The organism is Flagellimonas nanhaiensis, assembly GCF_003382275.1.
Classification (GTDB): domain Bacteria; phylum Bacteroidota; class Bacteroidia; order Flavobacteriales; family Flavobacteriaceae; genus Flagellimonas; species Flagellimonas nanhaiensis.
Genome location: NZ_QTJX01000004.1, coordinates 90,158 through 104,372, shown reverse-complemented (window position 1 = coordinate 104,372; position 14,215 = coordinate 90,158). Strand labels below are relative to the sequence as shown.

The following is a 14,215-nucleotide window of genomic DNA, read 5'->3' as shown; positions in this document are numbered from 1 at the left end:
AAAACAATGGCCATAACAACTCGTTATCTTGGTCGAAATCGATAAATTTACCCCCAAAACTTAGTGGAATGAAAACTACTGCTTTACATAGCACCCATGTTGCCTTGGGAGCCAAGATGGTCCCCTTTGCCGGTTATGATATGCCCGTTTCCTACGAAGGCGTGAACATAGAACACGAAACAGTGAGAAACTCTGTAGGAGTTTTTGATGTTTCCCATATGGGTGAATTTTTAATCGAGGGACCAAAAGCTCTTGAACTCATTCAAAAAGTAACCTCCAATGATGCTTCAAAATTAGTTGTTGGAAAAGCACAGTACAGTTGTTTTCCCAATGAAAATGGCGGTATTGTTGATGATCTTATTGTATATAGAATAAAGGACGAGACTTACCTTTTGGTGGTCAACGCTTCAAACATTGAAAAGGACTGGGAACACATTTCAAAATATAACAAAGACATTGGTGCCGAAATGCGAAACATTTCGGATGATTATTCCTTGCTTGCCATCCAGGGCCCTAAAGCCGTTGAAGCTATGCAATCCTTGTCTTCTATAGATTTGGCTTCTATCAAATTCTACAATTTTGTGGTCGGAGATTTTGCAGGAATTGAACATGTTATTATTTCCGCTACGGGATATACAGGATCTGGCGGTTTTGAAATTTATTGCAAGAATTCAGAAGTGCAGCAGGTGTGGGACCAAGTGCTTGAAGCTGGCGCCAGTTTTGGCATTAAACCTATTGGATTGGCCGCACGTGACACTCTTCGACTAGAAATGGGCTATTGTCTCTACGGAAATGATATTGATGACACTACTTCTCCTTTTGAAGCCGGACTTGGATGGATTACCAAATTCACCAAGGAGTTTGTCAACAGTTCTGTCTTGGCCAAAGAAAAAGAAGAAGGGCCTAAACGTAAACTGGTAGCCTTTGAGCTTAATGAAAGAGGCATTCCAAGAAACGGGTATGCAATTTTTGATGAGGAAGGGAACGAAATTGGCAAAGTGACTTCGGGGACTATGTCTCCTTCGCTTTCCAAAGGAATAGGATTGGGATATGTTACCACGGAGCTTTCCAAAGTGGATTCCAAAATCCATATCCAAATTAGAAAGAGTAAAGTTCCCGCTACAGTAGTGAAACTTCCATTTTATAAGCCGCAATAATGGACTATCAACCCATTTTGAATCAAATTGTGGAAGATGTGCAGGCCATTGCTGACAGGGGCAAAGTAGCTGATTATATTCCGCAATTGGCCTCAATTGATTCAAATAAATTTGGGGTTTCACTGTTGGACAATAATGCAAAGCAATTTTCCGCAGGGGATGCAGAAGAAGCGTTTTCCATTCAAAGTGTTTCCAAGGTACTCCTACTCTCCATGGCTTTTTCCATTGTTGGCGATGACCTCTGGCAACGTGTTGATGTTGAACCATCTGGGGACCCGTTCAATCACCTTTCGCTCCTTGAAATGGAAAATGGGATTCCAAGAAACCCATTGATCAATGCAGGTGCAATTGTAATCTGTGATGTACTCCTCTCCCATTTAAAAGATCCAAAGTCAGAATTTCTGGAGTACGTTCAAGGAATTGCGGATGATTCCTCCATTGCTTATGACAACGCAGTAGCGATTTCTGAGAAAAAGACCGGGTTTAGAAACTACGCCGCGGCTTATTTGATCAAATCGTTTGGAAATTTGGAAAACGAAGTGGAGGATGTACTTGACTTTTATTTCTATTCTTGTTCCATTAGCATGTCCTGTGAGCAATTGGTGAAGCTCTTCTACATTTTCGTGAATCGCGGAAAATGTTTGAAGAACAAATCATACTTGAGTCTTTCCCAAGTAAAGCGAATCAATGCCATAATGCTTACCTGTGGATTTTATGATGAGGCCGGAGAATTTGCTTTTGAAGTAGGTCTTCCTGGAAAAAGTGGTGTTGGCGGGGGCATCGTTGCCCTATTGCCCAATCAATTTTGCGTAGCTACATGGTCTCCTGGCTTAAATGAAAAGGGAAACAGCAAATTGGGCATGTTGGCCTTGGAAAAATTAACTACCAAAACTGGCCAATCAATTTTTTAATAGTTGGACAAGAAAAAAATACTGATACTAGGTGCAAGTGGCTTTATTGGAAACGCCATTTACAAAGAGGTCTGTTCCTATTTTGACACCTATGGCACCTATTGTTCAAACAAAACTTTTGAAGCAAATCAGCAATTTTTTCAATACGACATGCATGAGGATGACATTTTCCAAGTAGTGGAAAAAGTTAGGCCCGATGTAATCGTTTCTGCTTTACGGGGAGATTTTAGAGCACAGATTCAGGCACATCAACATTTAATGGAGTACATACTAAAACATGAATGCAAACTGTACTTTATTTCCTCTGCCAATGTATTTGATGCCTACAGCAAATTCCCTTCATACGAGACGGACAAGACCTTGTCTGAAAGTGTATATGGTCGTTTAAAAATCAAAATAGAAAATATGATGATGCGGTTGCCGAAGGAAAAGACGGCCATCCTAAGGATACCCATGGTCTTTGGCAACACCTCTCCTCGAATAAGGGAAATCAAGACCAACTTGGACAATAAAGAATCCATTGAGGTTTTTCCCAATCTTATTATCAATGTCACCAATGATGATAGATTGACCCAACAAATCCACTATCTCATCAATAGAAATAAAACCGGTATTTTCCATTTGGGAAGTATTGATTTGATCCAGCATGAAGAATTCATCAAAGAGGTGATTAAAAAAATAGGGAACTACCATCCCATTCTCAAACGAGTGTTCACCACCAATGAAGATCGCTACCTTGCCGCTTTGCCCAAATACAATATGTTGCCCAAAAACTTAAGAATTACCTATCAGGAAATCATAAATCATCATATTACCGTTGACTGATCTTTAAATATTAAACATCGCTAAAATGGAAAAACTGGACAACAATCAAATTGAGGCGCATTTAAAATCTTTGGCAGGGTGGAGCCACGAAAATGGGAGTATTATCAAGAAGTTTGTTTTCAAAGACTTTAAAGAAGCGTTCTCTACTATGACTCGAATTGCTTTTGAATGTGAGAGACTCAACCATCATCCGGACTGGGAAAACGTGTACAACAGCTTGACCATTAAACTCAACACCCACGATGTAGGCGGGATAACCCTAAATGATATTGAACTGGCAAAAAGTATTGAAGAGATTGTTTCGAACTCCTAAGACAAAAAATCAGGACTTGACAGGGGGGCTTTTTTTGCTAAATTTGCCCTCATCCGTAAGATAGACTTAAATGGGAAGAGCGTTTGAATTTAGAAAAGCCCGTAAAATGAAACGATGGGCAGCAATGTCCAAAGCTTTCACGCGAATTGGAAAAGATATTGTCATAGCGGTAAAAGAAGGTGGACCTGATCCCGATTCAAACTCCAAATTGCGAGCGGTAATTCAGAATGCGAAAGCTGCAAACATGCCCAAGGAAAATATTGAACGGGCCATTAAAAGGGCTTCGGACAAAAATCAGGGTGATTACAAAGAAGTACTTTTTGAAGGTTATGCTCCCCATGGAATTGCCATTTTAATTGAGACTGCTACGGATAACAATACCCGTACCGTGGCCAATATTAGAAGCTATTTCAACAAATGTAATGGCAGTTTGGGAACATCGGGTTCGGTAGAGTTTATGTTTGACCATACCTGCAACTTTGCTATCAACCCTGAAGGGCTTGATCCCGAAGAGCTTGAACTGGAAATGATAGACTTTGGTGCCGAAGAAGTTTTTGTGGACGAAGACGGCATTCATATCTATGCCTCTTTTGAAAGTTTTGGCTCCATACAAAAGGAGTTGGAGTCCCGGGAAATTGAAATTATATCCTCAGGTTTTGAGCGCATACCTCAAGTAACAAAGGAATTGAACGAGGAGCAAATAGCTGATGTTGAAAAGCTGCTTGAAAAAATTGAGGAGGACGATGATGTCCAGAACGTCTACCACACCATGAAAGAGTAATTTCCAACAGCAAGGGTATGCTGTAAAGAGGTGATTGGTTTCTCGACCAAAATAGAAACCTTGCGCCATGAGAAATCAAATTCTATTGCTTGCATCACTGTTGATGTTGTTCTTGGGCCATTCCCAGGACATGGATTCTTCCAAGCTTTTAAAAATTATTGAACAGGAATCCGATACCGTAAAGGTGGTTGGCAATTCCTATCAGTTTTTGTTGAATGAGACGATGTTAATCTGTGTTTTTGATGACACTGCCAACAGAATGCGAATTATTTCCCCCATTGTTGAACGTTCCAAACTTGGTGAAGAAGAGTTGCTTAATGCGCTGGTCGCAAACTTTCATTCTGTTTTGGATGTTAAGTATGCCCTGAGCGATGAGATAATTTGGTCCGTTTATGCACACCCACTCAAGGAACTTTCAGAATCTCAGGTCACAGATGCCATAAAGCAAGTGTATGCCGCTGCCCTAACTTTTGGAAGTTCATATTCGAGTACTAATTTGGTGTTTCCGGGGAACAATAAAAAAGTGGAAAAACCGAAGCCGAAAATCCTGAAAAAAATTTAAAAGCTGTAGGCTGGAATCTTACCTTTTACTCCTTTAAAAAATTGATGAATTATCTCAAAATCTTTCTCCATGTCTTCGGTTGGATGAAAAGGCTCTGAAATTTTGACTTCTTTCTTTCCAAAATCAAAGGCAACCATTACAATGGGAACTTTGGCCTTTTTTGCTATGTGATAAAATCCCGTTCTTAGAGAACTCACCTTTTTCCGTGTTCCTTCTGGGGCCAGAGCAAACCTAAAGACTTCTCTTTCATTAAAAATTTGTACAATGCTATCTACCGTATTGGTGCTTCTTGAACGATCTACGGGAGCACCCCCGGTCCAACGAAAAAACCAACCAAAAGGTGGTTTAAAAAGACTTTTCTTCCCGATGTAATTGATTTCTTGATTGACCACTTTTCGGATCAACAATCCAAGAAAAAAATCCAACCAGTGGGTATGAGGCACAACACTGACCACGCATTTGTCCACTTTGGGAAATTCACCATTCAATGTCCATCCTAAAATCTTAAAGTAAATAAACTTGGAGAACCTGTGCATAGTTTAATCATTGAATCCCAATGCGCGGGATAACCTCTTAAAGGTTAAATCTTTTCGTATAGGGCCTGCAATCTTTCTGGGGTCATTATGGTTTTCCATTGAGGACCTAGGGCATTTTCCCAAAGAGCCTCCATCCCCAGCGCAACATGTACCATGATATCAAAATCGTCCTGGGTTAAATTGGAACAGACACCTTTGGGCAACTGTATATTGTGCTTTTCCAACATTTGATCAAATAGCTTGACCCCTTCTGGGTAGAACTCCTGCAGATGTTGGAAGACCAAACAATTTCCAAGACCGTGTTTAACCCCTAATAGATAGGAAAGTCCATAACTCATTGCATGGGCGATACCAACCTGGGAATAGGCAATACTCATACCTCCATGCCAGGAAGCCATCATCAACCTATCCCTTGATTCAGATTCAGGAATGTCTTCCAAAAAAACCTCCTTGCAAAGCTCGAGTGCCTTTTCTCCATAACTTTTGCTAAAGGCATTGATATAGGTTCCGTTCAACGACTCAATACAATGAATAAAACAGTCCATTCCTGTATAGAACCATTGATCCTTAGGAACCGTCTTGGTCAAATCTGGATCCAGAATAACCTGATCATAAGTGGTATAATCGGAATTGATGCCCAATTTCCTTTCAGGTCCCAATAAGACCGTAGTTCTGGAAACCTCGGCCCCAGTACCACTTATGGTTGGGATTCCCACATGATAAAGTGCCGGTTTATGTACCAAATCCCATCCCTGATAATCCTTGGCTGTTCCCTTATTGTTCAAAAGAATAGATACGGCTTTTGCTAAATCCAACAGTGTTCCGCCACCTATACCAACAATCCCGGACGGTTTTTCATCATATTTTTCATTAATCCTTGCTACAATGGCATCTACCTGTTCTGTTTTAGGTTCTTCTTCCGCGGAAATAAAAATAATTTCATCATTGAATAATAGCGGTATCTGTAATGCCAACATGTGATTTTCGAAGAAATCATCTATCAAAAAAATAAATGGAGCTTCAGAATTTTTACGTTTGGGCAGTAAAATATCACCCAGTTGGGAAAAACTGCCTTTCCCAAATACAACCCTGGGAACCATTGGAAAATTACGGTAGGTAGTTTTTCCTATGGATATATTTTTCTCTTTTTTCAAATTATCTTCCGTCTTCATCAGTTGTCCAAATACTTCAAAATATCCTTAAGACTGTTCAGTTTTAAGTGATTGTTCACTTGTTCTTCTTCTTTTGAGACCATTTCGTGTACCCAAGTGGTATGAAAGGGTACGTGTACTGCTTTGGCCCCAATGTTCAAAATCGGCAACACATCGGATTTCAAAGAATTGCCTATCATTAAAAACTCATTTACATCTATGTTGAGATGCTCTAGCAAATTGCTGTAGTTGCTTTCTTTTTTATCGCTCAGTACCTCCACATGGTGAAAGTATTTGGAGAGTCCCGATTTTTCCAGTTTTCGTTCTTGATCCAGGAGGTCACCTTTGGTGAGAACAATCAATCTATACTTGTCGGCCAGCTTTGATAGCACCTCTTCTACTCCATCCAACAGTTCAACTGGGTGCGATATCATTCGTTTGCCAAGATCCAGAATTTTGGAAATGGTCTCCTGTGGGATTTTGTTGTTGGATAAATCCAAAGCAGATTCTATCATGGACAACATAAACCCTTTGATTCCATATCCATAAATGTCCAGGTTTTTCATCTCCATTTTAAAGAGCTCTTGATCTACCTTGTTCTTGGTTTCATATTCTTCCAAAAGGTCTGCGAACAATTCTTCGGTCTCTCTAAAATATGTCTCGTTCACCCAAAGGGTGTCATCGGCATCAAAACCTACAACTTTTATGTTACCAAAATCTATTTCCATGCCTTTTGTGCTCTTTCTAAATCCTCTGGGGTATCTATTTCTATACCAGTTACATGGGTTTCCACCATTTTGATTTTCTTTCCATACTCCAAAAACCGAATGGCCTCTATTTTCTCCTTTGCCTCCAACGGCAACATGGGCAACCTCTTAAAATCCATTAGCGCTCTTTTTCTGAAAGCATAGATGCCCTTGTGTTTATAATAAACAGCCTCTACTTTTTCATCTCTCGGATAGGGTATTGGCGACCTTGAGAAATAAAGCGCAAAATTTTGATTGTTTACAATAACCTTAACTGTGTTGGGATTGGAAATTTCATTCCAATCGGTAATCGGGGTCATCAAAGATGCCAAATCAATTTCTTGGTTTTCATCTTTTTTAAAAACCTCAATGATCTTGGCCAGGCTTTCTGCATCTATAAAAGGTTCGTCCCCTTGCACATTGATCACAATATCAACATCCATATCCTCTACGGCCTCAGCAATCCTATCACTACCACTCTCATGTTCCTCCTTGCTCATTAACACCTGCCCTCCAATATTTGAAACAGCTTTTGCAATGATGTCACTATCCGTGACCACAAATACCTCATCGAATAATCCAGTTTTAAGAGCAGCTTCATAAGTTCTAACAATCACGGGTTTTCCATGAAGATCCTGCATCAGTTTTGCTGGAAATCTTGAGGCTTGGTACCTCGCTGGAATCATTGAAATTATCCTCACTGCTGTAAACTAAATTTTATGGGGTTACTTTCTTGGTCGTAGCTTTCGGTATATCCGAAAAATGATAAATAAAATAATAATGACCAATATGGCGGCTATTGGCGGCACTAAAATAGATGCAGTTGATACTGCTACCGCTGTACCTGTTTCTATAGTTGAAACCAGAGGGTTTGCCAAGCCTCCCGTACTGGCCGTGGAAGTTAATCTGCCAGCTGCATTGGCCCCTTTTATTGCCGTAGCGGTGCCTCCGCCTGCAATGATGGCCAAGGACCAGGTTATCACCGGGTCTAAATCTGCAACAGTTGACACCATAACGGCCGTACCTGCAATTGCAGCCAGAGGGATAGCAATAGAATCTAGGGCATTATCTACCCAAGGGATGAAGTAGGCAAAAATCTCTACCAAAGTTGCAATGCCTAAGGTGAGCAATGCTGCCAAGCTTCCAATCCACTGCCAACTTTCATTGAGCTCCCACACACCTAAATAGGAAGCCAAACTAAGTGCGAAAAGAGGTAAAAAAACACGAAATCCCACGGAAGCAGCTAGGCCAATTCCTAAAAAAATACTGATAATGGTATCCGGTGACAAGTTCATGGTGATGTCTAATTTAGGGTATTCCTAGTCAAGAAAAAAATCATCTTTGAAACCTATAAGGTATAATTGTCTTCGAGCCCTTGTAACAGCAGTGTACAACCATCTTAAATAATCCTTGTCCACCCCATTTGGCAAATAGGGCTGCTCGACAAACACGGTATCCCATTGACCTCCTTGGGATTTGTGACAGGTGATGGCATAAGAAAATTTCACTTGAAGTGCATTAAAAAATCTATTGTTCTTTACCCCCAAAAACTGTTTGTATTTTGACTTTTCATGGGCATAGTCCTTTAGCACTTCTTGATAGAGCTTATTGCCCTCTTCGTAAGGAAGCGAAGGAGTTTCGGCATTTATGGTATCTAGTAGCAGTACCGTTTCAAAAGGTTTTTGATTGGGATAATCCACCATTTTCACCTTAACTTCAGCAAAAGAAAATCCATAAAGTTCTTTTATGGCGAAGAGCTCTAAAATTTCAATGATATCGCCATTGGCGATAAAACCGGCCTCTGAATTTGGCCGTAACCAGAAGTAATTGTTCTTCACCACCATCATGAAGTCCCCAACGGCCAAATCATTGTCCAAAAAGAGTATTCGTTCCCTTATGTTCTTATTATAAAGGTTTGCCCTTTTGTTGGATCTTACAATGATGGCGGTTTCTTCCTTTCCTTGGTCGTGGTAGGAGCTATCAATCGCTTCTTGGATTTCTGTTCCATCAATCAACCTTATCACATCCTTGAAGTGTCCTATATCAAACTGAAATGTTTCGAAAAATTCTTGCTGTAATTGTTCTCTTAATAACGTTGCATTGTGCAAAATTCCAGAGTCCTCAGTCTGCCTCATGACCTCATCCAACTCCATGTCTTCCACTTCCTTGTCGTAGTTTAAGGCAATTCGCTGTTCATCAAGGGCCGGACTCAAATCCAATTTAACGGGAGGCAACTGGGCGGTATCGCCAATTAATATAAGCTTGCAATTATGGCCCGAATGTACATAGTACATCAAATCGTCCAATAGCGAGCCATTCTCAAAAAGCTTGGTATCTGCTGGAGTATCAGGAATCATGGAGGCCTCATCCACAATGAACAACGTATTTCTGTGCTTGTTCGGGGCAAGTACAAATTGAATCCCTCCTGCTATCTGTTTTTTGGGAAAATAGATTTTCTTGTGTATCGTAAAGGCCTTATTTCCAGAATATACAGACATTACTTTGGCCGCTCTACCCGTTGGAGCCAACAGTACAGCGCTCTTCTTTGCTTTCCAGAGATTACTTACAACAGTACCAATTATGGTAGTTTTTCCAGTACCAGCAAAACCTTTTAAAAGAAAGACTTTGTCCTTGTTCCCTTCAAAGATAAAATGAGATAGCCTCTCCAAGGCCATGGCTTGTTTTAATGTAGGGACATGTGGGAATTTTTCAGTTAAAATCTCTAAAAATCCGGTTGCGGATAAGTGGTCCATAAGTACCCAAAGATAGTGCGGTTTTTTGGAGCAAAAAGTTTCGCGATTAAAAAAAAATTGTAGATTTGTCAGTAACCACAAAATAACTCAGAAAGACAAAACCAGTTATGTTAAACTTAATTCTTATCGTTGTACTGATATGCCTTTTAACCATAGGCCTTGTATTCTTGATTGATAGATTCTTACCTCAAAAAATAAAGCCCTTTCTGGTAATTTTATTCGGATTGTTGAGCATTTTTCTAGGTTATAAAATCTATAAATCCATTAATGCTCCAATTGAATTCAAGAAAGTTAGAAAGGAAAGGTTCACCCAGGTTATCAACAAGTTAAAAGATATCAGGGATTCCCAAGAAGCTTACAAAGTGGTCAATGGAAAATATGCCAATGATTTTAATAGCTTGGTAAAGTTCATTGATACAGGAAGCTATACCATTACTCAGCAGCGAGATTCCTCCTTTATGAGGTTTGATAGAACTTATGGAATTGAACTCCAAAAAGACACCATTGTCATTGACACTTTGGGATTTGTTAAAGTAAAAGATTCACTATTTAAAAATAGTGACAGGTATACCACCATGATGAATGTCCCATATGCCCAGAACAATGAAAAATTTGATTTAAAGGCTGATATCATTGATAAGAGTGGTTATAAAGCAGCCGTATTTGAGGCGAAGGTTAAGAAAGATGTAGTTCTTTACGATCAACCTGAAGATTTGTTGGCACGTGAAAATGCACACCAAAGTGTTGAAGAAGTGAACGGAACGGAAATTAAAGTAGGCTCTCTTACCGATGTAAGTACCAATGGTAACTGGCCTCCCATCTATGACAGAAAGGACAACTAATATAGCCGAGTCAAAAACAGATAACACTTTTAGAAAATTGTCCATTCAAGTTGGTTTGAATGGACTTTCTTTTTGTGTACTGGATACCATTTCCAACCAGATTTTGGCGTTTGAGAAAGTGGACTTCCAAACCCCTTCCACACCTTATTTAATGCTCAAAGAGCTTAAAGGTATCCTAAATCAAAGTGAAACCATCGGTAAAGACTTTTCTGAGGTTTTGGTCATTCATAAGAATAACCTGTTCAGCTTGGTACCCAAACCACTTTTTAATAAAGAAGAAACACCAAATTATCTTAAGTTCAATGCTAAGATCATGGCCAATGATCAAATAGCCCATGATGACATCCCCAATCAGGATATTGTCAATGTTTATGTTCCGTATACCAACGTGAACAATTATATTTTTGACCTTTTTGGTGAATTTGAATATAAGCATAGCGGTACTGTTTTGGTGAGCATGTTGCTCAATCAAAATAAAGCTGCTTCAGAACCTGTATGCTACGTTCAGGTATCAAAAAAGGAAATGGAAGTGGCTATTGTTTCCGAAAAAAAACTGCTCTTTTACAATCAGTTTATTTACAAAACCAAGGAAGACTCTCTTTACTTTTTGTTGTTCACATTGGAACAATTAAAAATAGACCCCGAAAAGGTTCTGTTGAAACTTTTTGGACATATTGAGGAAGACGATGAACTGTACCAACTTTGCCATCAATATGTAAGAAACACTTCGGTTTTTGTTCCTACCAATTCCAACTTTCCTTTGGAAGAAATGGAAAACCAGACCATAGATTTCACCGTACTTGGTTCCCTATAATGCGTATTATTTCAGGAAAATATAAGGGAAAGAGGCTTGTTGCTCCCAAAAAACTTCCGGTAAGGCCTACTACTGACATGGCTAAGGAAGGGCTTTTCAATATATTGAACAACCAGTTCCATTTTGATGAACTTAATGTTCTGGACTTATTTGCTGGTACAGGTAACATTAGTTTTGAGTTTGCCTCCAGAGGTACCCGAGAAGTCGTAGCGGTCGATAAATACCCAGGCTGCGTGCAGTATATTTCCAAAATTTCAAAAGAATTGGATTTACCAATTACAGCTTTAAAATCTGATGTTTTGAAGTATTTGGAAAGAGCCAAAGGAAAATTCGATATCATTTTTGCTGACCCTCCTTATGATTTTTCGGTTGAAGCGTTTCTGAAAATTGTTGATTCGGTATTTGCTTCTGACCTTTTGGAAGAGGATGGTGTTTTGATAGTGGAACATGCCAGCCAAACCGATTTGTCCCCCCATCCTCATTTTTCAGAAAACAGAAAATATGGGGGAAGTGTATTCAGTTTTTTTAAAAAATAAAAAGGCAGACCATAAGCCGGATTCTGTCGAGCCTTACCATTTATCTAGGCTTTTGGTTGCCCAAAAGCTCTAACCGCCTACCCTCCAATTTGGGCGTACAACCCTCAAACATTGGTTTACATGGCGTTTCACCGCATAGAGTTTACCTGATTTCACTACAGCCTAACTGTACTTGCTTTCTGTTGCACTGGTCCTCATCTTTCAACGGACGGGCGTTACCCGCTATGCTGTACTACGGTGTCCGGACTTTCCTCCTTAATCCTAACTTGACTCCAAATTTTGTCGGATTTGGAATCAAGTTTGTCATACGGCGATAAGGTGGTCTGCCAATTTGCAAAGATACGCCCAATTGTTAATAAAAAAAAGGTTACAACGCCCTACTGCTGTGGCTTTGCCCATAGCTATTTTTATATTTGTAGTAATGCAAAATTCTCCAGGTTTGGAACCCTTTGTAGTATCGGCTAGAAAATATAGACCGCAGACCTTTAAGGATGTTGTAGGGCAAGAAGCCATCACCAACACCTTGCTCAACGCCATTGAAAGTAATCATTTGGCGCAGGCTCTACTTTTTTGTGGCCCAAGGGGCGTAGGCAAGACCACCTGTGCACGAATTTTGGCCAAGAAAATAAATCAAGACGGAACAGAAAGGGAAGATGAGGATTTTGCATTCAATATTTTTGAATTGGATGCTGCTTCCAACAACTCCGTTGATGATATCAGAAGCTTGATAGATCAAGTCCGCATTCCTCCTCAGGTTGGAAAATACAAAGTCTACATCATTGATGAGGTTCATATGTTGTCCCAGTCGGCTTTCAATGCTTTTTTGAAGACCCTGGAAGAACCTCCGAAGCATGCCATTTTCATTTTGGCCACAACGGAAAAACACAAGATTATTCCAACCATACTTTCCAGGTGCCAGATATTCGATTTCAAGAGAATCACAGTTAAAGATGCAGCAGAATATCTTAAATATATTGCCGAACAACAAGGGATAACAGCTGAGGAAAGTGCGCTCCATATCATTGCGCAAAAAGCCGATGGTGCCATGAGGGATGCCCTTTCCATATTTGATCGGGTAGTTAGTTTTTCAGGAAAGGAGCTCACTAGAAAGGCGGTTACGGAAAACTTGAATGTGCTGGACTACGACACCTATTTTGCAGCTACGGATTTGATTCTGGAAAACAACATCCCTGAGCTTTTGATTCTTCTGAATAAAACCTTATCGCTCGGTTTTGATGGGCATCATTTTATTACCGGTCTAGCTTCCCATTTTAGGGACTTGTTGGTATGTATGCATCCTGATACCCTAACTCTTTTGGAGGTAGGAGAAGATGTTAAAAAGCAATACCAGGAACAGTCCAAGAAAATGCAAAAGGACTTTTTGCTCAAAGCCATTGATTTGGCCAATGACTGTGATTTAAAATATAAATCGAGCAAAAATCAACGCCTACTTGTAGAGCTTACCCTTATGAAATTGGCTTCCATTACTTTTAATGGCGAAAAAAAAAAGCCTGATTCCATAATTCCGGCTTCCTATTTCACCTCTGAAATCCCTAAGACCGAATCAACCCTTACTTCTCAAGAAACACCTCACGAAGAGACTGTTGAAGTTGAAATGGAGGCGATTGAAAATGCCGAAATTGAAGTAAAAGCAGTTGAAAATCAGGAAGAAAAACCTATTGTTACCGAAACTGTTGAAAAAAACGAGGTAGTAAAGGAACCTGAGGAAAACTATCAGCCAAAAAAGAAGATTGAACTAAAAGCTTCGGCTAATAGGGTATCTGGACTTTCAATTTCGAGCATTAAGGCCAAAAAAGAGCATGAAAACATCAAAACGCCCACAATTTCGTTGGAAGATCTTCCCAAGGATGCTTTTGAGGAAAAGGAAATGCAAAAACATTGGGATGATTTTGTTCACCAACTTGAAAAAAAGGGCCGAAAGATTTTGGCGAGTAACTTCCAAACGGACGTACCCAAACTCAAAAACGACCACACCATCTGGATAGAGCTTCCCAACACTTCCATGAAAAAGGAAGTGGAACGTGAGCAAAGTTTGATGCTCAATTACCTCAAGGAAAAATTAAACAATCATTCCATTTCGCTCTACATTACGGTAAATGAAGAAACTGCTAAAAAGTTTGCTTTTACACCGGAAGAAAAATATCAAAAACTGAAAGAAAAAAATCCCGCCATTGAAGTGCTGCGAAAAGAATTTGATCTAGATTTTTGATTCATTCTATCTTTCATTGGCGTTATCTTTATCAATACAAAATCATTAAATAATAGTA

16 protein-coding genes and 1 other RNA gene are annotated in these 14,215 nt (G+C 39.7%); 10 read left to right on the top strand and 7 right to left on the bottom strand.

The annotated features are described in order from the left end of the window. Positions 1-68: 68 nt before the first annotated feature. From gcvT to DX873_RS15255, 6 genes are all read left to right on the top strand, one after another. Complete coding sequence (gene gcvT, locus DX873_RS15280) at positions 69-1,157, top strand: glycine cleavage system aminomethyltransferase GcvT (RefSeq protein WP_116185368.1); 1,089 nt, start codon at positions 69-71, stop codon at positions 1,155-1,157. Continuing rightward, positions 1,154-2,068: a glutaminase gene (locus tag DX873_RS15275; protein WP_116185367.1), complete on the top strand. Its 915-nt coding sequence runs from the start codon at positions 1,154-1,156 to the stop codon at positions 2,066-2,068. Before gcvT ends, DX873_RS15275 begins: the two co-directional genes overlap by 4 nt. Before the next feature lie 3 nt (positions 2,069-2,071). Then, positions 2,072-2,893, top strand: a complete 822-nt coding sequence (locus DX873_RS15270; RefSeq protein ID WP_116185366.1) for a sugar nucleotide-binding protein — start codon at positions 2,072-2,074, stop codon at positions 2,891-2,893. A gap of 25 nt (positions 2,894-2,918) precedes the next feature. Beyond that, positions 2,919-3,206 (top strand): 4a-hydroxytetrahydrobiopterin dehydratase, encoded by a 288-nt coding sequence (locus DX873_RS15265; RefSeq protein WP_116185365.1) that lies wholly within the window; start codon positions 2,919-2,921, stop codon positions 3,204-3,206. Between the two features lie 70 nt (positions 3,207-3,276). Then, positions 3,277-3,987 (top strand): YebC/PmpR family DNA-binding transcriptional regulator, encoded by a 711-nt coding sequence (locus DX873_RS15260; RefSeq protein ID WP_116185364.1) that lies wholly within the window; start codon positions 3,277-3,279, stop codon positions 3,985-3,987. 67 nt (positions 3,988-4,054) lie between these two features. After that, positions 4,055-4,549 (top strand): hypothetical protein, encoded by a 495-nt coding sequence (locus DX873_RS15255; RefSeq protein ID WP_116185363.1) that lies wholly within the window; start codon positions 4,055-4,057, stop codon positions 4,547-4,549. On the opposite strand, the gene DX873_RS15250 is transcribed toward DX873_RS15255, so the two are convergent. From DX873_RS15250 to DX873_RS15225, 6 genes are read right to left on the bottom strand one after another with little or no spacing between them, the layout of a single operon-like run. After that, a complete protein-coding gene (locus DX873_RS15250) occupies positions 4,546-5,085 on the bottom strand; it encodes a 1-acyl-sn-glycerol-3-phosphate acyltransferase (protein ID WP_116185362.1) in 540 nt (179 codons plus the stop codon). The two genes, DX873_RS15255 and DX873_RS15250, sit on opposite strands and share 4 nt — an antisense overlap. A gap of 44 nt (positions 5,086-5,129) precedes the next feature. Then, positions 5,130-6,257 carry an iron-containing alcohol dehydrogenase family protein gene (locus DX873_RS15245; protein ID WP_116185361.1) on the bottom strand — a complete coding sequence of 376 codons (1,128 nt, stop codon included), beginning with the start codon at positions 6,255-6,257 and terminating at the stop codon, positions 5,130-5,132. Beyond that, positions 6,257-6,964, bottom strand: coding sequence for an HAD family hydrolase (locus DX873_RS15240; protein ID WP_116185360.1), 708 nt, complete (start codon positions 6,962-6,964; stop codon positions 6,257-6,259). Before DX873_RS15240 ends, DX873_RS15245 begins: the two co-directional genes overlap by 1 nt. Beyond that, positions 6,955-7,668: a 3-deoxy-manno-octulosonate cytidylyltransferase gene (gene kdsB / locus DX873_RS15235; RefSeq protein WP_181899526.1), complete on the bottom strand. Its 714-nt coding sequence runs from the start codon at positions 7,666-7,668 to the stop codon at positions 6,955-6,957. The genes DX873_RS15240 and kdsB overlap by 10 nt, the downstream gene beginning before the upstream one ends. A 39-nt stretch (positions 7,669-7,707) precedes the next feature. Further along, positions 7,708-8,271, bottom strand: coding sequence for a DUF4126 domain-containing protein (locus DX873_RS15230; protein WP_116185480.1), 564 nt, complete (start codon positions 8,269-8,271; stop codon positions 7,708-7,710). Between the two features lie 30 nt (positions 8,272-8,301). Beyond that, a complete protein-coding gene (locus DX873_RS15225; protein WP_116185358.1) occupies positions 8,302-9,735 on the bottom strand; it encodes an ATP-dependent DNA helicase in 1,434 nt (477 codons plus the stop codon). A 107-nt stretch (positions 9,736-9,842) separates the two neighbouring features. Between DX873_RS15225 and DX873_RS15220 the strand changes: the two genes are divergently transcribed. From DX873_RS15220 to DX873_RS15210, 3 genes are read left to right on the top strand one after another with little or no spacing between them, the layout of a single operon-like run. Next, positions 9,843-10,577 (top strand): hypothetical protein, encoded by a 735-nt coding sequence (locus DX873_RS15220; RefSeq protein ID WP_116185357.1) that lies wholly within the window; start codon positions 9,843-9,845, stop codon positions 10,575-10,577. Beyond that, positions 10,558-11,391, top strand: coding sequence for a DUF3822 family protein (locus DX873_RS15215; protein WP_232520955.1), 834 nt, complete (start codon positions 10,558-10,560; stop codon positions 11,389-11,391). The genes DX873_RS15220 and DX873_RS15215 overlap by 20 nt, the downstream gene beginning before the upstream one ends. Next, on the top strand, positions 11,391-11,927 hold the full coding sequence (locus DX873_RS15210; protein WP_116185355.1) for an RsmD family RNA methyltransferase: 537 nt from the start codon (positions 11,391-11,393) through the stop codon (positions 11,925-11,927). Before DX873_RS15215 ends, DX873_RS15210 begins: the two co-directional genes overlap by 1 nt. On the opposite strand, the gene rnpB is transcribed toward DX873_RS15210, so the two are convergent. Then, positions 11,925-12,257: RNase P RNA component class A (gene rnpB / locus DX873_RS15205), an RNA gene on the bottom strand. The two genes, DX873_RS15210 and rnpB, sit on opposite strands and share 3 nt — an antisense overlap. 91 nt (positions 12,258-12,348) lie before the next feature. Here rnpB and DX873_RS15200 point away from each other — a divergent pair. Then, complete coding sequence (locus DX873_RS15200; RefSeq protein WP_232520954.1) at positions 12,349-14,157, top strand: DNA polymerase III subunit gamma/tau; 1,809 nt, start codon at positions 12,349-12,351, stop codon at positions 14,155-14,157. The last annotated feature ends 58 nt before the right edge of the window (positions 14,158-14,215 follow it).